The 22,062-nt window shown below is 35.6% G+C and carries 20 protein-coding genes; 17 read left to right on the top strand and 3 right to left on the bottom strand.

All coding sequences use genetic code 11. The features are described 5' to 3' along the window. Positions 1-6 precede the first annotated feature (6 nt). The 4 genes from J7S27_03575 to J7S27_03560 all read left to right on the top strand — a co-directional run bounded on the left by J7S27_03575 (position 7) and on the right by J7S27_03560 (position 5,048). A complete protein-coding gene (locus J7S27_03575) occupies positions 7-876 on the top strand; it encodes an aldose 1-epimerase family protein (protein ID QTU82403.1) in 870 nt (289 codons plus the stop codon). Between the two features lie 66 nt (positions 877-942). Then, the gene (locus J7S27_03570) at positions 943-2,223 is read left to right on the top strand and encodes a trigger factor (protein ID QTU82402.1); all 1,281 of its coding nucleotides are present in this window, start codon (positions 943-945) and stop codon (positions 2,221-2,223) included. An 84-nt stretch (positions 2,224-2,307) separates the two neighbouring features. Next, positions 2,308-3,075 (top strand): alpha/beta hydrolase, encoded by a 768-nt coding sequence (locus J7S27_03565; GenBank protein QTU82401.1) that lies wholly within the window; start codon positions 2,308-2,310, stop codon positions 3,073-3,075. 278 nt (positions 3,076-3,353) lie between these two features. After that, positions 3,354-5,048: an ABC transporter ATP-binding protein gene (locus J7S27_03560; GenBank protein QTU82400.1), complete on the top strand. Its 1,695-nt coding sequence runs from the start codon at positions 3,354-3,356 to the stop codon at positions 5,046-5,048. 66 nt (positions 5,049-5,114) lie between these two features. Here the strand turns inward: J7S27_03560 and J7S27_03555 are convergent, their stop codons facing one another. Both J7S27_03555 and uvrC read right to left on the bottom strand, forming a co-directional pair. Continuing rightward, positions 5,115-6,017, bottom strand: coding sequence for a peptidylprolyl isomerase (locus tag J7S27_03555; GenBank protein ID QTU82399.1), 903 nt, complete (start codon positions 6,015-6,017; stop codon positions 5,115-5,117). 59 nt (positions 6,018-6,076) lie between these two features. After that, a complete protein-coding gene (gene uvrC, locus J7S27_03550) occupies positions 6,077-7,870 on the bottom strand; it encodes an excinuclease ABC subunit UvrC (protein QTU82398.1) in 1,794 nt (597 codons plus the stop codon). 60 nt (positions 7,871-7,930) lie between these two features. Here uvrC and J7S27_03545 point away from each other — a divergent pair, with 60 nt between their 5' ends. The 8 genes from J7S27_03545 to eno all read left to right on the top strand — a co-directional run bounded on the left by J7S27_03545 (position 7,931) and on the right by eno (position 16,035). Continuing rightward, on the top strand, positions 7,931-8,551 hold the full coding sequence (locus J7S27_03545) for an NAD(P)H-dependent oxidoreductase (GenBank protein ID QTU82397.1): 621 nt from the start codon (positions 7,931-7,933) through the stop codon (positions 8,549-8,551). Next, a complete protein-coding gene (locus J7S27_03540) occupies positions 8,551-8,718 on the top strand; it encodes a hypothetical protein (protein QTU82396.1) in 168 nt (55 codons plus the stop codon). Before J7S27_03545 ends, J7S27_03540 begins: the two co-directional genes overlap by 1 nt. A 157-nt stretch (positions 8,719-8,875) precedes the next feature. Further along, complete coding sequence (locus J7S27_03535; GenBank protein QTU82395.1) at positions 8,876-9,892, top strand: HTH domain-containing protein; 1,017 nt, start codon at positions 8,876-8,878, stop codon at positions 9,890-9,892. Positions 9,893-9,930: 38 nt separating this feature from the next. Then, positions 9,931-10,932, top strand: a complete 1,002-nt coding sequence (gene gap, locus J7S27_03530) for a type I glyceraldehyde-3-phosphate dehydrogenase (protein ID QTU82394.1) — start codon at positions 9,931-9,933, stop codon at positions 10,930-10,932. A 191-nt stretch (positions 10,933-11,123) separates the two neighbouring features. Next, a complete protein-coding gene (locus J7S27_03525; GenBank protein ID QTU82393.1) occupies positions 11,124-12,314 on the top strand; it encodes a phosphoglycerate kinase in 1,191 nt (396 codons plus the stop codon). Positions 12,315-12,337: 23 nt separating this feature from the next. Then, complete coding sequence (locus J7S27_03520; protein ID QTU82392.1) at positions 12,338-13,093, top strand: triose-phosphate isomerase; 756 nt, start codon at positions 12,338-12,340, stop codon at positions 13,091-13,093. Continuing rightward, a complete protein-coding gene (locus J7S27_03515; GenBank protein QTU82391.1) occupies positions 13,093-14,628 on the top strand; it encodes a 2,3-bisphosphoglycerate-independent phosphoglycerate mutase in 1,536 nt (511 codons plus the stop codon). The genes J7S27_03520 and J7S27_03515 overlap by 1 nt, the downstream gene beginning before the upstream one ends. A gap of 102 nt (positions 14,629-14,730) precedes the next feature. Further along, positions 14,731-16,035 (top strand): phosphopyruvate hydratase, encoded by a 1,305-nt coding sequence (gene eno, locus J7S27_03510; protein ID QTU82390.1) that lies wholly within the window; start codon positions 14,731-14,733, stop codon positions 16,033-16,035. A gap of 34 nt (positions 16,036-16,069) precedes the next feature. Here eno and J7S27_03505 read toward each other — a convergent pair whose 3' ends face one another. Further along, positions 16,070-17,404, bottom strand: a complete 1,335-nt coding sequence (locus J7S27_03505) for an ISL3 family transposase (GenBank protein QTU82389.1) — start codon at positions 17,402-17,404, stop codon at positions 16,070-16,072. A gap of 331 nt (positions 17,405-17,735) precedes the next feature. Here J7S27_03505 and J7S27_03500 point away from each other — a divergent pair, with 331 nt between their 5' ends. From J7S27_03500 to J7S27_03480, 5 genes are read left to right on the top strand one after another with little or no spacing between them, the layout of a single operon-like run. Continuing rightward, on the top strand, positions 17,736-18,785 hold the full coding sequence (locus J7S27_03500; GenBank protein QTU82388.1) for a M42 family metallopeptidase: 1,050 nt from the start codon (positions 17,736-17,738) through the stop codon (positions 18,783-18,785). Beyond that, positions 18,772-19,386, top strand: coding sequence for an MmcQ/YjbR family DNA-binding protein (locus J7S27_03495; protein ID QTU82387.1), 615 nt, complete (start codon positions 18,772-18,774; stop codon positions 19,384-19,386). The genes J7S27_03500 and J7S27_03495 overlap by 14 nt, the downstream gene beginning before the upstream one ends. A 12-nt stretch (positions 19,387-19,398) precedes the next feature. Continuing rightward, complete coding sequence (locus J7S27_03490; protein QTU82386.1) at positions 19,399-20,745, top strand: TrkH family potassium uptake protein; 1,347 nt, start codon at positions 19,399-19,401, stop codon at positions 20,743-20,745. Positions 20,746-20,749: 4 nt separating this feature from the next. Next, the gene (locus tag J7S27_03485; GenBank protein ID QTU82385.1) at positions 20,750-21,409 is read left to right on the top strand and encodes a TrkA family potassium uptake protein; all 660 of its coding nucleotides are present in this window, start codon (positions 20,750-20,752) and stop codon (positions 21,407-21,409) included. Next, positions 21,409-22,062: an HD domain-containing protein gene (locus tag J7S27_03480; GenBank protein ID QTU82384.1), complete on the top strand. Its 654-nt coding sequence runs from the start codon at positions 21,409-21,411 to the stop codon at positions 22,060-22,062. Before J7S27_03485 ends, J7S27_03480 begins: the two co-directional genes overlap by 1 nt.

Raw genomic sequence — 22,062 nt, 5'->3', positions numbered from 1 at the left:
AGCAAAATGAACCATATTTTAGAAAACAACATCATGCGCGTTGTGGTGAGTGAGCATGGAGCAGAATTGCAAAGTTTTTATAATAAACCGTTAGCGCTTGAATACGTGTGGCAAGGTAATCCAGAGTATTGGGCAAGACGTTCGCCCGTTCTTTTTCCAAATGTTGGTCGATTGAAAGAAGACACTTACACATTTGATGGCAATGCGTATCATCTTACGCAACATGGTTTTGCACGAGATAAAGCGTTCGAACTGACGGAACGTACCGAAACGACACTGACTTTTAAATTGGTGAGTGATGACGAAACGAAAAAGATGTACCCATTTGATTTTGAATTGGTTTGCACGTATGTTTTAACCGATTCTACGCTACGTGTGATGTACGATGTGTTGAACACCGGTGACAAAAAAATGTATTATTCAATCGGTGCGCATCCGGCATTTAACACAACGTTAAATGATGAACAGTTTGAAGATTTTACCGTTGCTCTATATGGGTTAGGCGAATTTAAACGGTATTTATTGGAAGGGCCGTTTGTCATTGATCGAGCAGTCGAAACGGTCATTAACCCTCACATTGATTTGGAAAGAGACTGGTTTGCAATGGACGCTGTTATTTTTGAAACGGACAGACAACAAGTGAGTGTTGATGTCTACAACAAACAAAATCACGGTGTGCGTGTGACGTTTAATGAAACAGCCTACGTTGGCATTTGGTCGCCGTATCCGAAGCAAGCGCCGTTTGTTTGTGTTGAGCCGTGGCAAGGTATCGCGGATACAACAACGCACGACGGGCAATGGGTGAATAAAAAAGGAATAAATCAACTAGAGATTGGTCAACACGGTTGCTTTACGTACGATATTACAGGTTTTTAGTTTACTAATCGTATAGAATGGTGTAAACTGTTTAGGTATGAATTATTTATTGGAGGAATTTAGCGAATGAGCGCAAAATTTGAAAAAACAACAGGCAATGAAGGCCTATTAACATTTGAAATCTCTCAAGAAGAAATTAAAAAAGGATTGGATGCAGCGTTTGCACGTGTTCAAAAAAACTTAAATGTACCAGGTTTCCGTAAAGGTAAAGTGCCTCGTGCGATTTTCAACAAACAATTTGGTGAAGCAGCGTTATATGAAGATGCATTAAACATCGTTTTACCAGATGCTTACGACAATGCCATTGAAGAATTAGGTTTATTCCCAGTAGCGCAACCAAAAATTGATGTCAAATCAATGGAAAAAGGTCAAGCATGGGTAATTGAAGCAACTGTAACGTTAAAACCAGAAATTACATTAGGTGAGTATAAAGGTTTAACAGTGCCAAAACAAGACCGTACAGTTTCTACAGAAGATGTTGAAGCACGCTTAAAAGCAAAACAAGAACAATTAGCAGAAATGGTCGTTAAAGAGGGTAAAGCTGAAAATGGCGATACTGTTGTTATTGATTTTGAAGGCTTTAAAGACGGCGTAGCGTTTGCTGGTGGAAAAGGCGAAAACCACTCATTAGAATTAGGTTCAGGCTCATTTATTCCAGGATTTGAAGATCAATTAGTAGGTACTCAAGCTGGTGATGATGTTGAAGTGAATGTAACTTTCCCAGAAGAATACCATTCAGAAGAATTAAAAGGTGCACAAGCAACATTTAAAGTGTCTGTTAAAGAAGTGAAAACAAAAGAAGTTCCAGCTTTAGATGACGAATTTGCAAAAGATGCAGATGACAGTGTTGAAACTTTAGCGGAATTAAAAGACAAATATACTCAAGAATTACAAGAACAAAAAGATGCAGCAGCACAATCTGCCATTGAAGATGCAGCATTGCGTTTAGCTGTTGAAAATGCTGAAATTGGTGAATTACCATATGAAATGGTACATTCTGAAGTACATCGTCAAATGGACTTCTTCTTAAACGACATGCAACGTCAAGGTATTTCAGAAGAGTTATACTACCAATTAACAGGTACAACACGTGCAGACTTACATAAACAAATGGAAGTTGACGCAGATGTACGCGTTAAAACTAACTTAGTGTTAGAAGCAATCGTTAAAGCTGAAAACTTATCTGTTACACCAGAAGAAATTGAAGCAGAAATCAACGAATTAGCACAAACATACAACATGCCAGTTGAACAAGTAAAATCTATTTTAAATAACGATATGTTAGAAAATGATATTAAAACGAAAAAAGCTGTTGCTTTAGTTGTTGAATCTGCTGTTGAAGCGTAATCATTTTAGTAACCCTACCTGATTATCGGGTAGGGTTACGTTATAAATGTATATTTTGATATTCAAAGTTTTTTTGGAGGGCAAATGAAAAATATTGTTTTAATACATGGTACATGGTGCAATGGTCAAGTATGGGGAGAATTTGCGACAAAGTTAGCATCCATGGGCTTAAATGTCCACACACCAAGTTTACGTTATCATGACTTATCGTATGATGACTGTTTTGACAAAGTAGGGGACGTTAGTTTAACGGATTATGTAGATGATACAGTGGCGTATATTGAACAGTTGGAGGGTGAAACCATTATATTAGGGCATTCACTAGGGTGTTTAATTGCGCAATTGGTAGCTGAACGCATTTTTGTTTCAGGCATGATTTTAATGGGACCTGCGCCAACGGGCGATATTTTTGCCTTTTATCCAACAATGGTGCGTTGTTTTATCAAACATTTTTTACGTTGGGGATTTTGGAAAAAACCAATGCCACCCTATAAAAAAGAGTTTTTTAAATATTGTATGAATGAGCAAACAATCGAAGATAAAGAAGCCGTCTTTAAAACGTTAATTCCGGAATCAGGATTAGTCTATGCCCAAATGGCATTCCCATTTTTAGATAAAAAGAAAAGTGCCTATGTCGATTTTTCAAAAATTCATTGTCCGGTTTTAACCATCACAGGATCCAACGATAAAATGACCGTTTCAGCAATTGCTCGTAAAACGGCAAAACATTATAAAGATTCTATTTTAGTATCCATTACGGGCGCAGATCACATGTATGAATCTGGAAAATACCAAAATCATACACTCAGTGTCATTCGTGTCTGGCTATTAGAAAAAGAACTGATTCAATAAAATAGCGTCTTATAATCAGGCATTCATACGCCTGTCATGATGCAGACCACATTAAATGATATAACTGAAATCAAATGAAAAACTGTAGGAAATAAGGATGCGTATTATTTTCTGCAGTTTTTATTAAAAAGAGCAAGTATTTTTTTTTGTTGTATTGACATTATTTTCTAATTTTATTAAAATGTTTTTAAATTTAAGTTTTGAAGAAGGAGAGTGGATTAAGTCGGTTATGACAGAGCAACTGTTAAAATAATTTATTTTTTTGGAGGAATTAGAATATGGCTAAATTTCGAAGGTTATATCAAAGCACTAATTTATTTGTGTTAAGTGTCATTATCATTGCGATTAGTTCAATTATCAATACGTTTATACCGTTATATGTCAAACAAATATTGGAAAGTCCAAACCTATTAACAGAGTTGCTAAAATTATTTAGTATGATTTTACTTCAAACGGTATTAATATCTTTTGGAAATTATATCATGTCTAAAAATAGTGAAAATGCCATATATCATTTAATGAAAAAACATATTGCGCATTTAATCGACACACCCGTTTCGTTTTTGGAAGGCGAGAAAAGTGGCGGTATCACGCATAAAATCATAGAAAATTTTTCGGAAATTCGTCATTTTTCATCAACCGTCATTCCGAATTTTATATCTAGTATTATCATTGTTGTCGGTTCAGTTATTATTTTATTTTTATTAGATTGGAAATTATCCGTATTTTTAATTGTCTCTTTAGTAGCATTAATTTTATTATTGTCGTTGTTATCCAATTATAGCAGTAAGTTTTCAGATATCGTAAAAGTGAATAATGCGAATTTGAGTGGTAAACTAGCTGAATATATCCAGCAAATTCGTTTAATTAAATTTTCTAACGCTCAAAAAGAAATCAATGATCGATTGGATGTAGAAATCAATGCAAATTACAAAGCGTCATTAAAAGTATCGGTTATTGAAGCGATTATACAACCATCTGTCATGTTATTCTTTTTTGCAATCATTATTGGTATATTTACGTATGGTGCCATTCGAATACAAAATAATGACTTAACTTTACCCGTTTTGATTTCGTTTTTAATCTATTTAATTCAATTATTGACACCTTTTAGTCAAATTGGTTTATTTTTCAATGCGTATTCAAAAGTAAAAGTATCATTTCATTTATTAGATGAAATACAAAATCAAAAATCTGAAAGTGAATTAGAAACAGAAAATCAATTAAACGTTGATGCGTTACAACCAGAAATTTTAGAAATTAAAAATCTTTCATTTGCTTATGATGATTCGCGTAACATTTTGAATAATATCTCTATTAAGTGTAATAAAGGTGAAAAAATAGCTATTGTTGGACCAAGTGGTTCTGGAAAAAGTACCATTTTTAAATTGTTAGAAAAACTCTATTTTGATTATGACGGTCAAATCACCTTAAATGATGTTGATATTCATCAATATTCAACAAAAAATTGGAGAAAATTACTATCCGTTGTCGCTCAAGATACCGCCTTATTATCGTTAAGCATTAAAGATAATTTACTATTAGGTGTTGAAAATAAAGCATCTGTAGATGTCTATGGCGCTTTAGAGCAGGCACATTTGTTAGATGATGTCAAAAAATTACCTTTAGAAGTCGATACAGAAATCGGCGAACGCGGAATCAAGCTTTCAGGCGGTCAGCAACAAAGGTTGCAAATTGCAAGAGCCATTATTAGACAATCAAGTATATTGTTAATGGACGAAGCAACGTCAAATCTGGATAGCGAAACGGAAAAATTAATTACCGTTTCAATGAATGAATTAATGAAAGATAAAATTGCCATCATTATTGCGCATCGCTTATCAACGATTATGGATGCGGATAGAATTTATTTCGTTGAAGACGGAAAGATAACAGGCGAAGGAACGCACGAGCAATTAATGGGGGATCATGTTAGATATAAAAAATTTGTCACCGAACAAATTATTCGTTAATCCTCTAGTTCTGTATAGATGATAAAAGCCCTGCAAATAGAAAACATCTATTTGCAGGGCGTTGTTTTATTGTTGTTTTGGTAATGCTGTTTCTGGTGATAAGATTGAAGATAAAGATTTAGATAAAAATTCATCTGAAATTTTAACGTCAGCATCTTTTAGTAAGTTTGTCATGACTTTTTGTTGTTCAGCAGAATTGCTTGCTTTTGCATTTAATAATGATTCTTTAATGTTTGCTTTCTCGTCTTCTAAACTACCTTTTGGATTGTTTTTCTCCATTTTAATGACATGGTAACCAAATGTTGTTTTGACTGGTGTTGTTGAAATTTCACCATTTTTCATGGCTTTTGCCGCTTCAGCGAATTCTTTAACCATTGTTGATGGGTCAAATTCACCTAAAGAACCACCTTTATCTTTATTTGAAGCATCAGTAGAATGTTTAGCTGCTAAAGCGTTCCAATCACCGCCGTTTTGTAACTCTTTAATAATGTTTAAGGCTGTTTCGTTATCAGGCACTAAAATGTGTGATGCTTGTATTTTTGGTGTATACGTTTCGTATGCTGCAGTGATTTCTTCATCTGTAATCGCAATGTTTTCTTTAATCACTTGTAGCGTTACACGACTATTGTAAATCGCTTTTTTAAAATCTTCTACAGAACTGAATCCTGATTCTTTAACCAATTTTTCAAAAGCTTCTTTTCCACCAGCAGATTGTTCACGTGTTGCGATAAATTCTGTAACGAATTGATCGATACCAGATTTGTCTTTAACTTTTGCGGCAGCCGTTTTTTCAACAAGCAATGAATATAACGCTTGAGCACCGTGTGTACGTTGCATTAAAGTGTACATTTCATCTTTTGTGACGTTACCATATTTTGAGGTTGCAACGTTACTATTTGTATTTGAACATCCAGCCAATAAAACCATTGCACCTGTAGCTACTAATGTTGCTAATTTTTTTGTTTTCATACAAACTCCTTTTTCTTGTGTTATTCACATTAAATGTTCTATTAGTATATCATATTCAGTTAATCAATGCCATTTTTTAGCGAGAAATGATCGGTAATGATATGCGCAATGCGTTGATTAATACCAATTGATTGTAGTTCATCCATCGACGCTTTTTCAATGTCCGATAAATTTTTAAAATGTATCAATAACTTTTTACGTGTTTGCGGACCAACACCACGAATTGCATCCAATTGAGAAGAAAGTGATTGTTTAGAACGCAATTGTCTATGGAAGGTAATGGCAAAGCGATGGACTTCTTCTTGTATGCGCTGAACCAATCGAAACGCGTTTGAGTTCGTGTCTAACGCAATCATTTCTAATGGATTTCCATAAATTAAATGATGTGTTTGGTGCTTTTCGTTTTTCACCATTCCCGCTACGGCAATGTTTAAGCCGAGTTCATCTTCGAGCACTTCACGTGCCGCGTTGACTTGAATTTCTCCGCCGTCCATTAAAATTAAGTCGGGTAGGGGTGTTTTTTCTTTAAGTGCGCGAATATAACGACGTCGGATGACTTCTTGTGTTGTGGCAAATTCATTGCTTCCTGTTACCGTTTTAATTTTATATTTTCGATAACGTTTTCTTTCGGGTTTTCCGTCGACATAGACGACCATTGCTGAAATGGGGTGCGTTCCTTGTGTGTTGGAGTGGTCGAATGATTCAATAACGTTGGCTTTCTCGATACCTAAATAATTGGCTAATTCTTGTGCAGCACCTAAATGCTTTTGTGTGTTCATTTCATCTAAAGCCAGTTTTTGATCCAATGCAATTTTTGCGTTTTTGTTGGCTAGGTCCAATAAACTTTTTTTCTTACCACGTTGAGCACTTTTTACCGATGTTCCCATTAAATCGTTCAGTAGTCCGATATCCAATGTGTCAGGAACGATAATTTCACTTGGTAGGAGGTGGTGTTGACTGCTATAAAATTGATAAATAAACGAAATCAATTCGTCATGGACATCACCATAGAAATCAAAAATGTTAGCCTCACGCTTAATAATGGTGCTTTGTCTCAAGAAAAAGACTTGAATGGATAGTGTGCCGTTTTGTTCGTAAAAACCAAACAAGTCGTGATTGGTGTAGGCGTCGGACAATATCGTCTGTTTTTCAACGGTTTGTTCAACATATTTAATTTGATCGCGATAATCCATGGCACGTTCAAACTCCAAGTTTTCCGAAGCTTGCTGCATTTTTTGTTGAAGGGCGTGTTTAATGTCTTTCGTATCACCGTTTAAAAATTGAGTGATGTGTTGTATTTGCTGTTGATAAACTTCAACGGGAACATCGTGATCGCAACACCCAATACATTGATCCAAATGATAGTAGAAGCAACCCCGTTTTTCATTTTTACCACATCGGCGTAGTGGATACGTTTTGTGGAGTAGTTGTTGTGTTTGTGTAGCGGCTGTAATATCGGGATAAGGCCCAAAATAAGTTGCGCCGTCTTTTTCAATGGTGTGTGCAATAATTAATTGCGGATGACGCTCGTTTGTAATTTTTAAATAAGGATAACTTTTAGAATCTTTTAGTTTGATGTTGTATTTTGGTAAATACTTTTTAATTAGATTGACTTCTAATAATAAAGACTCTTTATTGGTATTTGTAATAATGGTTTCAAAATCGGCAATTTGAGAAACTAATTTTTGTGTTTTTCCATTATGTGCTTGTTTGAAATAACTACGGACGCGATTTTTTAAATTTTTAGCTTTACCGACATATAAAATTTCGCCGTTACTATCTTTCATTAAATAGCATCCGGGTAAATCGGGTAGTAGTTTTAGTTTTTGTTCAATTAATTCGCGTTGTAACATGACTATCTCCAAAAATATGATAAGATAAGTATAACAAATTATGAATCAGAAAGGTATTAAATGAAAACATTAGTTTTATCAGCTCATCCGACACCTTTACAATCCCATTCACAATCTTTTTTTAAAGAAACGGTACAATCCTTAAAAGAGGTTACGTATATTGAGTTAGTCAACGAACAACCAAGTGTGGAACAATTAATACAGTATGACCGTATTATTTTCCAATTTCCAGTTTATTGGTATAGCGCGCCGTCTCTATTAAAAAATTGGATGGACGAAACGATTTTAGGTGACGATAAACGACTAAACGGTATCGAATTTGGAATCGTTGCCGTTTTTGGTGTATCCAAATCGCATTATCAAGCAGGTGGAAAAGCGTTATACACACCTAGTGAGATGTTGAGACCGTTTGAAATGTTTGCCAATCACTTGGGAATGGTGTATTTACCACCGTTTTGTGTCTTTCAATTTGATTACATGTGTCCAAAAGATAAACAACTGTTATTGGTCGATTACTGGCAATATGTGTGCGGTGTTAAAAATCCAACGTTTAAACAACGTGGTGAATTTTTAATTTCTGCGCTACGTCTTTTTGAAACATCACCGCATTTAATTGAAGCGATTGAAGATAAACAACAAGAGATTGATGAATTACAGATGATTGTAGGTGATTTGACGTAATGGATTGGATCGTAGAATTAATTGAAAAACAAAAAGAAATGAGTAAAGACTATCGTGAAATTGCACTTTTAGAAGCAGTTGCGCAATATATTCAAGAACAAGATCAACGTATTGACAGCTTAAATGGTCAGTTAGAAGGGAAAATGTGGAGTCCAAGTAATTGGTGATGGGACAAAAAAGACCCGAATAGACCGTTTGTGCATTTTAAAAAAGCGTTGCAATCTTAATTTTGCGATGTTATAATAAAAACATAAATCATTTTAATGAAATATCGGGTCAAAAAAGTCCCGGAGTAGAGGTGCTTTTATGGTGACAGACAATCTAATGATAAAACTGGTTCCCGAAGCACAGCAACAATTTTCAAGACGACTATCCATTTTATTGCTCGTTGAATTGAATGAAGTCATTGGACGCCGTACAATTGCCGATTCTTTAAATTTGAGTGAACGAATTGTGCGCAATGAAATCGAACAACTAAAGCAGTTAGGATTTGTAACGCAATCAAAAAATGGTTTATCGTTAACCGATAATGGTCGAGTGTTCTTGAGCGATATTCATCGTGATAGTAAAAACGAACAAGAGAGATTGGTTTTACAAGAGCAATTAAAAAATAAATATCAGTTGCGCGATTGTATCGTTGTACCTGGGGACGCTACTGTAAATCAAGATACAATCATTCATCTCGGTCAAGCGTTATCGAATATTTTGAATCGTGTTTTACCAACCGGAGAAAATATCTTATCCGTATCAGGTGGAACAACGCTTTCAAAGGTCGTTTCCCACGTTTCAAAAAAGGTGGCAAAAAACAGACAGTTTTATGTCGTCCCAACACGCGGGTCGGGGAGTGGAGATTTGAGCATTCAAGCCAATACCATCTCGCACACTTTAGCCCAAAGGTTAAATGGTGAAACGTTAAATTTATACATTCCCGAGCAAATTAGTTCGTCATCACAAGAATTGCTGTTGGAAGATCCAACCATTTCGAACACTGTGTCATTATTAAAAAAATCAAATTGCTTGATTTATAGCATCGGAGATGCGACAATAATGGCAAGTCGACGTGGTGCGTCGGCAAAAGAAATTGACCGCATCAAAGAAAGTGGTGCAGTCGGCGAAGCAATGGGTGTATTTTTCAATGCACACGGGCAAATTGTTTACCGCCTGGCAAGAATCGGTCTTTATATTGACGATTTACATAACTTGCCTTGCGAAGTTTTAGTAGTTGGTGGAAGTAGCAAAGCGCTAGCTTTATCAGCTTACTTAAAAATGGTCCCACAACAAACGATATTGATTGTTGATGAGACTTTAGCAAACTTGGTTTTAAAAGAGGATACTCTTTAAAATAAAAAAATAATATATAACTGGAGGAAAATATTAATATGACAGTTAAAGTTGGTATTAATGGTTTCGGACGTATTGGACGTTTAGCGTTCCGTCGTATTCAAGATGTAGAAGGAATCGAAGTAGTTGCAATCAATGACTTAACAAATGCAAATACATTAGCTCACTTGTTAAAATATGATTCAACACAAGGTCGTTTCAACGGTGAAGTTGAAGTTTTAGAAGGTGCTTTCCGCGTAAACGGTAAAGAAGTTAAAGTTTTAGCTAACCGTAACCCAGAAGAATTACCATGGGGCGAATTAGGCGTTGACATCGTTTTAGAATGTACTGGTTTCTTTACATCAAAAGAAAAAGCAGAATTACACTTAAAAGGTGGCGCTAAAAAAGTTGTTATTTCAGCTCCTGGTGGTAACGATGTTCCAACAATCGTTTACAACACTAACCATACAACATTAACAGGTGAAGAAACAGTTATTTCTGGTGCTTCATGTACAACTAACTGTTTAGCTCCAATGGCTAAAGCGTTACAAGACAACTTTGGTGTTGTTGAAGGTTTAATGACAACAATCCACGCTTACACAGGGGATCAAAATACTTTAGATGCACCACACGGTGACTTACGTCGTGCTCGTGCAGCTGCTGTGAACATCGTACCAAACACAACTGGTGCTGCTAAAGCAATCGGTTTAGTTATTCCTGAATTAAACGGAAAATTAGATGGTGCTGCACAACGTGTTCCAGTTCCAACAGGTTCTTTAACAGAATTAGTTACAGTATTAGAAAAAACAGTTACTGCTGAAGAAGTTAATGCTGCAATGAAAGCTGCTTCTAACGAATCATTCGGTTACACTGAAGAGTTATTAGTATCTTCTGATATCGTAGGTATTACTTACGGTTCATTATTTGATGCTACTCAAACAAAAGTAATGACAGTTGGCGACAAACAATTGGTGAAAACTGTTTCTTGGTATGACAACGAAATGTCATACACTGCTCAATTAGTGCGTACTTTAGAATACTTTGCAAAATTAGCAAAATAATTTACGTATAGAGTATTATCATATTCGTGAAAAATCAGTCGCATAACGCGATTTCTAATGGCGGGGGAGTGGTTGACTTCCTCGCCTTACTTTATAATTAATCCTTTAGCAATATTCATGTTGCTACGGGAATTAATAACGGTAGGCATTCTATTGAAACGTCTATTTAACACATAAAAAGGAGTAATGTCATGGCAAAAAAAATTGTGACAGATTTAGATGTAAAAGGTAAAAAAGTATTGGTTCGTGTAGATTTTAACGTACCGATGAAAGATGGACAAATTACAGATGAAAACCGTATTGTTCAAGCGTTACCAACAATCAATTATTTAATTGAAAACGGTGCAAAATTAATTTTATTCTCTCACTTAGGTAAAGTGAAAAGTGAAGAAGATAAAGCAACTAAATCTTTACGTCCAGTAGCGGCACGTTTAGGTGAGTTATTAGGTAAAGACGTAACGTTTGTTCCTGAAACACGTGGAGAAGCTTTAGAATCAGCTATTAACAACTTAACAGAAGGTGATGTTTTAGTATTTGAAAACACACGTTTTGAAGATGTTGACGGTAAAAAAGAATCTAAAAATGACGCTGAATTAGGTAAATACTGGGCAAGTTTAGGTGACTTATTCGTAAACGATGCATTTGGTACAGCACACCGTGCTCACGCATCAAACGTGGGAATTGCTGCACATTTAGAAACAGCAGCTGGTTTCTTAGTGGATAAAGAAATTAAATTTATCGGTGGTGCCGTTGATACACCTGAACGTCCATTTGTGGCAATTTTAGGTGGTGCAAAAGTTTCTGATAAAATTGGTGTAATTGAAAACTTATTAGAAAAAGCTGATAAAGTAATTATCGGTGGTGGTATGGCCTATACGTTCTTCAAAGCACAAGGTCATGAAGTTGGTAAATCATTATTAGAATTAGACCGCGTTCCATTAGCACAAGAATTGTTGAAAAAAGCTGGTGACAAATTAGTGTTACCAATTGATACAAAAGTAGCGCGTGAATTTAGTAACGATGCTGAAATCACAATTGTGAATTCACAAGAAATCCCTGTTGATCAAGAAGGGTTAGATATTGGACCAAAAACAGTTGAATTGTTTGCGTCATTATTACAAGGTGCAAAAACAGTTGTTTGGAACGGACCAATGGGTGTATTTGAATTACCAAACTTTGCAAAAGGTACAATTGGTGTTTGTGAAGCTATTGCTAACTTAGAAGGTGCTACAACAATCATCGGTGGTGGTGATTCAGCAGCTGCAGCGATTCAATTAGGCTATGCTGATAAATTCACACACATTTCAACTGGTGGTGGTGCTTCATTAGAATATTTAGAAGGTAAAGCATTACCAGGCGTTGAAGCTATTTCAGATAAATAATTAAATTTATAAAGGAGAAAAACATGCGTAAACCAATAATTGCAGGGAACTGGAAAATGAATAAAACTCATGATACAGCACGTGAGTTTGTCAGTTCAGTAAAAAATAATATTCCTTCAAACGATGTTGTGGATACAGTAATTTGTGCACCAGCCATCTTTTTAGAAGGAATGAAAAAAGGTGTTATCGGCACTGATTTAAAAGTAGCAGCACAAAACTGCTATTTTGAAGACGAAGGTGCATTTACAGGTGAAATCAGCCCTAAAACATTAAGTGCTTTAGCTGTTGATTACGTTGTTATCGGACATTCAGAACGTCGTGACTACTTCCATGAAACAGATGAAGACATTAACAAAAAAGCACATGCTATTTTTAAAAACGGCATGACACCAATCATTTGTTGTGGTGAATCTTTAGAAACTTATGAAGCAGGCAAAGCCGTTGAATTTGTTAGTCAACAAGTATCAAAAGCTTTAGCTGGATTAAGTGCTGAACAAGTGGCTCAAAGCGTTATCGCTTATGAACCAATTTGGGCAATCGGTACTGGTAAATCAGCAACACAAGATGACGCACAAAAAATGTGTAAAGCCGTTCGTGATGTTGTTGCTGCCAATTTTGGTCAAGAAGTGGCGGACAAAGTTCGTGTACAATACGGTGGTTCAGTTAAACCAGAAAATATCGCTGAATATATGGCTTGTCCAGATGTGGACGGTGCATTAGTCGGTGGTGCTTCGTTAGAGCCAGCATCATTCTTAGCGTTGTTAGAAGGTGTTAAATAATGAGTAAATCACCAGTAGCTTTAATTATTTTAGACGGTTTTGCAAATCGTGAAGAAACATTTGGTAATGCTGTTAAGGCGGCAAATAAACCTAATTTTGACCGCTATTTTGCAAAATATCCACACAATGAGTTGAAAGCAAGTGGAGAAGATGTTGGATTGCCTGATGGACAAATGGGTAACTCTGAAGTTGGTCATTTAAACATCGGAGCAGGTCGTATTGTGTATCAATCATTAACACGTATCAATATTTCAATTCGTGAAAATACATTTTATGAAATTGATGAATTGGTCAATGCGGTTAAAACAGCAAAAGCAAACAATAAAGCGTTACACTTAATGGGATTAGTTTCTGACGGTGGTGTACATTCACACTATGAACACCTATTTGCTTTATTACGTTTAGCAAAACAATACGATTTAGACAAAGTATATGTTCATGCCTTTTTAGACGGTCGTGACGTTGCGCCATCGTCTGCATTAGAATTTATGACAAAAACACAAGCGATGTTTGATGAAATCGGTGTGGGACAATTTGCTAGCGTTTCAGGTCGTTACTATGCAATGGATCGTGACAAACGTTGGGAACGTGTTCAATTAGCGTACGATGCGATGGTGCATGGTCGTGGACCTAAATTTTCAAATGCGCTTGAAGGTATTCAAGCATCTTATGATACAGAAGTGTATGACGAGTTTGTTGTACCATTTGTTGTTACAAATGACAACGACGAACCGGTTGCAACTATTGAATCGTTTGATTCAGTTGTGTTCTTTAACTTCCGTCCAGATAGAGCAATTCAATTAGGGACAGCCTTATCAAACCCAACATTTGATGGATTTGATCGTGGAGACAATTTCCCAACGAATTTAGAATTTGTAACCTTTACGGTATATAGTGATGATGTTGTTGCCAAAATTGCCTTCAAGAAAGAAGACTTGAAAAACACAATTGGTGAAGTGTTATCTAACGCGGGCAAAACGCAATTACGTATCGCCGAAACTGAAAAGTATCCACACGTTACATTCTTTATGAGTGGTGGACGTCATGAAGAATTTGAAGGTGAAAGCCGCATTTTAATTCCATCACCAAAAGTAGCGACATACGATTTAAAACCTGAAATGTCAGCGTATGAAGTAAAAGATGCGCTTGTTGAAGCGATTAACGCGGATACATTGGATGCGATTATTTTAAACTTTGCCAATCCAGATATGGTAGGGCATTCAGGTATGCTTGAACCAACGGTAAAAGCAATTGAAGCCGTTGATGAATGTTTAGGTGAAGTCGTTGATTTAATCCTTTCTAAAGGTGGCTATACGATTATTACAGCAGACCACGGTAACTCTGATGAAGTGATTACAATGGACGGTCAACCAATGACTGCACATACTACAAATCCTGTACCCGTAATCGTAACAAAAGAAGGCGTTTCATTACGTGAAGGTGGTCGATTAGCCGACTTAGCACCAACGATGTTAGATTTATTAAATATTGAAAAACCTGCTGATATGACAGGTGTTTCATTAATAAAAAAATAGTTAATATTAAAGGAAAAAACTTGCTTTAACACTTTTTATTGACTAAAATAATAAAGTAATAAAAATAAATCATTATGATTTTAAATTAAAAGGAGAATACAAATGCCATTTATTACAGATATTTTTGCGCGTGAAGTATTAGATTCACGTGGTAACCCAACAGTTGAAGTTGAAGTATATACAGAAAGCGGAGCTTTCGGTCGCGGTATGGTACCATCTGGTGCATCTACTGGTGAATACGAAGCAATTGAATTACGTGATGGTGATTCAGCACGTTACTTAGGTAAAGGTGTATTAAAAGCTGTTGAAAATGTAAACAATGTCATTGCTGAAGCATTAATCGGTTTCGATGTACGTGACCAATTAGCGATTGACAAAACAATGATTGAATTAGACGGCACAAAAAACAAAGAAAAATTAGGTGCTAACGCAATTTTAGGTGTTTCTATCGCTGTTGCTCGTGCAGCTGCTGATTATTTAGATGTACCATTGTACCAATACTTAGGTGGATTCAACGCTAAAGTATTACCAACTCCAATGATGAACATCATTAACGGTGGTTCTCACTCAGATGCACCTATCGCATTCCAAGAATTTATGATTTTACCAGTTGGTGCACCAACTTTCCGTGAAGGTTTACGTTGGGGTGCTGAAGTATTCCACAACTTAGCAAAAATCTTGAAAAAACGTGGTTTAGCAACAGCTGTTGGTGACGAAGGTGGTTTTGCGCCTAAGTTCGAAGGAACAGAAGATGGTGTTGAAACAATTTTAGAAGCGATTAAAGCTGCTGGTTTAGAACCAGGTAAAGACGTATTCTTAGGTTTTGACTGTGCGTCATCAGAATTCTTTAACAAAGAAGAAAAAGTGTATGACTACACTAAATTTGAAGGCCCTGGTGCTGCAAAACGTACTTCTGAAGAGCAAGTTGCTTACTTAGAAGAATTAGTAAATAAATACCCAATCATCACAATCGAAGACGGTATGGACGAAAACGACTGGGACGGTTGGAAATTATTAACTGAACGTTTAGGTAAAAAAGTTCAATTAGTTGGTGACGACTTATTCGTTACAAACACTGACATTTTATCACGCGGTATTGAGCAAGGTATTGGTAACTCTATCTTAATTAAAGTTAACCAAATCGGTTCATTAACTGAAACATTTAACGCTATCCAAATGGCTCAAAAAGCTGGATACACTGCAGTTATTTCACACCGTTCAGGTGAAACAGAAGATTCAACAATTGCTGACATCGCTGTTGCAACAAACGCAGGACAAATTAAAACAGGTTCTTTATCACGTACTGACCGTATTGCAAAATACAACCAATTATTACGTATTGAAGACCAATTAAGTGATTTAGCAGAATACCAAGGTTTATCTGCATTCTACAACTTAAAAAAATAATGGTTCTATGTCAAATGGTGTTGGTGACCAAAAATTAAGCGACTTTATTAGCCGATAACGAGGAATGTTCTTCGTTATCGGTTTTCTTATTTTTAAACAATCGATTGACAATAAGTATTCGAGCTCTTAAATTGTAAAAGTTACGATACCCATATCCAGAACGCTTAATATTCTTAATGCGATTATTAAGCCCTTCAATCGGTCCGTTTGTATAGCGATACTCTAGAGATAAGCGAATTTCATCTATATAATACATCAGTGAGTTTAAACTTGTTCGTACATATTGACGTAGTTGATATGACTTAGATGCGTTTAAATCATCTATAAACTGTTGAGAATCATTCGAGGCAATATCAAATTTTAAATTATTGATGATATGGTGCACTCTGGATAATTGCGGGGACAAATCCACTAAATAATCAACAATCATTTTTTCTGTCATCAGTCCATCGAACAAACGATGCGTTTCAAAGCGTTCAACATCTAAATTTTCTCTATTTTTTAACACTAATTGCCATAATTGTTTCAATTTACGATAATCTGTCGGTCTACTATAACGGTAGGTATTCATAATTTCTACTCTTAAACGATTTAATGCGCGATTTAAATGTTGTACAACATGGAATTTATCAATGATGATGTTAGCGTTAGGGAAACACGTCTGTATCACTTTTATATACGGTTTATACATATCCATTACCACAAATTTAACACGTAATCTTTCTGATGCATCAAACCTTAAAAAATAATCGATTAAATCCTGCTGTTTACGACTTTCCAGAACGTCTATAATATCGTGTGTCTGTGCGTCACAGAAAATAAAACTCATTTTCCCAACACAATTTTGAACCGATTTAAATTCATCTATACAAATGGTTTCAGGTAAATGGCAATGCGTCATAAATGTTTTTGCGGTACGACGTAAGACTCTGATGACCGTATGAGGTGATACAAAAGTATGTTTGGCAATAGTGGACATCGCCATTTCTTCTGTTAATAAGTCGATTATTTTACGTTTGACAATATGAGAGATATGGCAATTTTTATCCGCTAATGTTGTTGTAGCGATAAAGGTTTCTCCACAGGCTTTGCATAGAAAACGTTGCTTTTTCAACTGCAATAACAGCGGAGAAAAGTTAATATCTCCTAGTAATAAACGAATGGTTTTAAAACCGTATTTTATAACGGTGTGATGGTTGTTTTGAACGCCACATTTTTCGCAACAAGACGGTGTATACGATAAAGTTCCAGATAACTGTCGATAGGTTTTATCTTTTATAGTGACAGTGGGTAATACTAATGTATCGTTAAATGTTATATTTTTATCCTCAATTGATAATAATTGGTGTATACTAGATGCATAGGTCATGATAATTCTCCTTTTATTAGATTTAGCGCTTTAATTATAAGGGAATATCTGACCTTTTTGTATACATAATTTAAAAGGTGTTGATAGCTTCCTTGCGGAAGCCACCAACACCAAATATTATAGAACCAAAATAATCTAATTGATTAGATGTATTCAAAAAGCCCTCTACATTGCTAGAGGGTTTTTGTTGTTTGTCTAGTGTTTATCTACAGGATTAACAGACTTTGTGTGTTATAATGGATATAAAATAAATCTACGACAAACAGGTTAGTGTAAAAAAACAAACATGTTGTCACAGTATAAATATCAATTTAATGTGAGGAGATGAAATATGAGTCAAACATTACATTATTTAGAATCTTTAGTTAAAATACCTTCTCCAACAGGTTATACGTACGGTGTACAAAATTATTTAATGGAAACATTATTGAATATGGGTTACACACCTTTAAAAACAGCTAAAGGAATGGTAATTGTTACCGTTAAAGGAGAAAATGACGATTACCAACGTGTTATCACGGCACACGTTGACACATTGGGTGCTATTGTACGCGCTGTAAAATCAGACGGCAGACTGAAATTGGATAAAATAGGCGGTTTTCCATGGAATATGATCGAAGGTGAAAATTGCACAATTCATATGGCGAATCACAATAAAACCACAACGGGTACGATTTTAATCCATCAAACGAGTACACATGTTTATCGCGATGCGGGGAGTGCGGAACGGACACAAGATAATATGGAAGTTCGTCTAGACGAGCGTGTGACAAGCGAGACTGAAACACGTGAATTGGGTATTGAAGTGGGTGATTTTGTATCGTTTGATCCACGTTATGAACAGACAGAAACAGGCTTTATTAAAAGTCGTTTTTTAGATGATAAAGTGAGTGCAGCGATTTTGCTCAATACATTAGAAAAAATTCAAAATGAACAACTAATCTTACCATTTACAACGCATTTTGCCTTTTCAACAAATGAAGAAATTGGTTATGGGTTTAATTCAACCATTTCTGAAAAAGTTGTGGAATATTTAGCGCTTGATATGGGAGCGATTGGAGACGATCAGCAAACAGATGAATACTCTGTATCAATTTGTGTGAAAGATGCGTCAGGGCCATATCATTTCAATTTTAGACAACATTTAGTGCGACTAGCTAAAGATAATGGGATTGACTACCGTTTAGACATTTATCCATATTATGGAAGCGATGCTTCAGCGGCGATGAGGGCTGGTGCGGAAGTGAAACATGCTTTAATCGGTGCCGGTATTGAATCAAGTCATTCTTACGAACGTACGCACATGACGTCAATAGAAGCAACCGAGCAATTAGTACAAATTTATTTATTAAGTGGTGCCGTTACTGATGAGACATTATAAAATAATTGATTTAACGCATTATCAAATCAATAACGACGCTTTAAAAACGGTTGGTTTTATTGACGGCGTTTGGACGACACCGTATAAAAAGATAATTCATGTGATTTTCTCCATTGACGAAAATACGTTGACCATTGATGTGATGGATTGTGAAATGAACGATATTTATTTTCCTGTGTATCAGCAAACGATTTTTGGAGAGTTTACCGCTGAACTCATTCAGCATATTGATGAGATGATTCAACATCTGTTTTTGACGTGTTTTATACGTAATCGCATGAAACAACGATTGCAAAATTATATTGAGCAGACTTTTGGTGTTACGCCTGTGTCTCCTTTTAAAAATACTGAGCATTTTGCCTATACAAAAAATGGAAAATGGTTTTGTCTTTTCATTGAATTAAGAAAAGAAGGTAGCCATACCGTAGAATTGGTCAATGTCAAAATCGATCCGTCTAAAATAGAAACATTATTGACGTATCCATTTATATTACCGGCGTATCATATGAATAAAAAACATTGGGTATCTATTCGATTAGATGACAATACAGATTTTGAGATGTGTTGTCGTCTTGTTAAAGATAGCTTTAATTTGGTTTAGTAAAGAGGGATTATGAAATTATCAGCATATCAACGGATTGTATTCGGTTTTATCGTTGTGATTTTAGTAGGGACACTATTGTTATCGCTACCGATATCGCAAATTGAAAGTAGTCATGCCACGCTACTTGATCATCTTTTTATAGCGACATCAATGGTTTGTGTGACTGGATTGAGTACCGTTGCAGTTGCATCGACATATAATTTTTTCGGTCAATTCATTGGTGTGTGTTTAATGCAAATTGGTGGGTTGGGGTGGCTAACGATTATTTCTTTGAGTGTACTTTGGGCAAAAGACAAAATGGCTTTAAAAGATCAGTTTTTATTGCAAGAAGCCATCAATCGTCAAACGACATTCAAATTAAAAGATTTTATCAAACGTTTGCTACAACTAACTTTATTTGTAGAAAGTATTGCCGCTATAGTATTAATGTTTGAATTTATACCAAAATACGGTATTCAAGGTATTTGGCATAGTATTTTTATTGCTGTATCTGCCTTTTGTAATGCGGGATTTGATAATTTTGGTGCGAGTAGTTTGCAACTGTTTATTACAAATCCAATCGTCAATTTCGTTGTGGCATTATTAATTATTTTTGGTGGTCTTGGCTTTTCCGTTTGGTATGAAATTATTGATTGGTTAAAATTAATCATCTCACGTAACAAATGGTTATTTCACCGATTTCGTTTTTCGCACCATGTGCGCATGGTGCTTCAAGCAACATTTTGGTTATTGTTTATTGGAACTATAGTTACGGTTATTTGCGAATACCACAATCCAAATACGTTAGGACCGTTATCATTTTTTGATAAACTTGTTGCTTCTTTTTTTCAAAGTGCGACGATGCGTACTGCAGGATTTGCTACAGTAGACTATGCACAAACTTTACCGACAACAAATTTTGTCTATATTTTATTAATGATCGTCGGAGGTGCACCTGGTGGTACGGCTGGTGGGATTAAAGTGACCACGTTAGTTGTATTAGTGCTATTGATGAAATCGATTTTTAAAGGGCATGAACAAGTCGAATACCAATACCGACGATTGTCTATGCATATTATTAAACAAGCTCTCGTCATTTTAGTGTTTTTCATGGTGGTATTACTAGGCGGATATTTCGTATTATTAATAACTAATCCACATTTAAATCCATTGTCGCTATGGTTCGAAAGTGTGTCCGCTCTAGCTACAGTGGGTGTTTCAATGGGCATTACAAGCCAATTGAGTCTGCTAGGCAAATTAGTGATTATGTTGATGATGTTTATCGGCCGTATTGGACCAATTACTGTCCTTTTGAGTATTGGACAACAACACAGCAAAGAAGTGAAACGAGTAAAAACAAAAATTTTGATGGGATAAAGATATGAAAAATATTGCAGTATTAGGATTAGGTATTTTTGGGCGAACAATTGCAAAAGAATTGAGTCAATTTGAGTGTGACGTGTTAGCCATTGATATGAATGAGCAACTGGTCGAAGAAATATCCGAGTATGTTTTAAAAACGGCTGTCGGCGACATGACGCAATTGGATTTTTTAGAAGCGGCTGGAGTAGGCGAGTGTGATGTCGCCATTATTGCAACGGGGACACGATTGGAAAGTTCTGTTTTATCTGTTATGCATTGCAAAACGCTAGGGGTCAAACAAATTATAGCAAAAGCCAAAAATGAATCGTTTGCTTCCGTATTGCAAGCGTTAGGTGTGAATCAAGTCATTACGCCCGAAAAAAAAGCGGGGCAACAATTGGCACATCAACTGCTTAAAAACAAAATAAAAGAAATGATTGCCTTGGATGAGCATATGACGATTGTTGAATTTCAAGCGCCAACGAAATGGATTGGTAAAAGTATTATTGATTTGGATATTCGGCAAAAATACGGTGTCAATTTAATTGGTATCAAAGATAGTTCTGGTAAAATAAACGCTAAACTAGACATACATCATATCATTGAACAAGACACATCATTTGTTGGTATTGCTGAAACACAACTGTTTTTAGAAACGGACTTTTTAGGTGAATTATAATGTTGACGTCAAATGAAAAAAATACGGTCATTCAGTTTGTGCACGACAAATTAGCACAGGATACAACAGGGCATGGTATTGATCATATTGAACGTGTTGTTAGACTAACGCAATCTATTGTTCAACATGAACCATCCGCGAATGAAGACGTTTGTTGGTTAGCGGCTTATCTACATGATGTCATTGATGATAAGTTGGTCAATGATGTTCAAAAAGCCCAGCAAGAAGTGATCATGCTATTAAGTACATTGTCTATAACACAACATCAACAAGATGAAATTATGTTGATTATAAATACCATGTCATTTTCAAAACAGTTGGAAAAATCATTCGACTATACGATAAATGCCAAAATTGTTCAAGATGCCGATCGATTAGACGCTATTGGTGCTGTTGGTATCGCACGTACATTCGTATACGCTGGAGCAAAAGGGAGTGCGTTATATGATGAATCGATTAAACCACGTTTAAAAATGACAAAAGAAGCGTATCGTCATGAAAAATCAACTGCAATTAATCATTTTTATGAAAAATTACTGTTGCTTAAAGATAGAATGCATACGCAAACGGCTAAACAAATGGCCCAAAAACGTCATGAATTGATGCTACTCTATTTAGAAAACTTTTACGCTGAATGGGAAGGGCACATGTAA

This window comes from Carnobacteriaceae bacterium zg-C25 (assembly GCA_017945845.1).
Lineage (GTDB): Bacteria > Bacillota > Bacilli > Lactobacillales > Aerococcaceae > WM01.
Note: the sequence above shows the minus strand (reverse complement) of the source record. Positions and strands in the feature narration are given on the sequence as shown.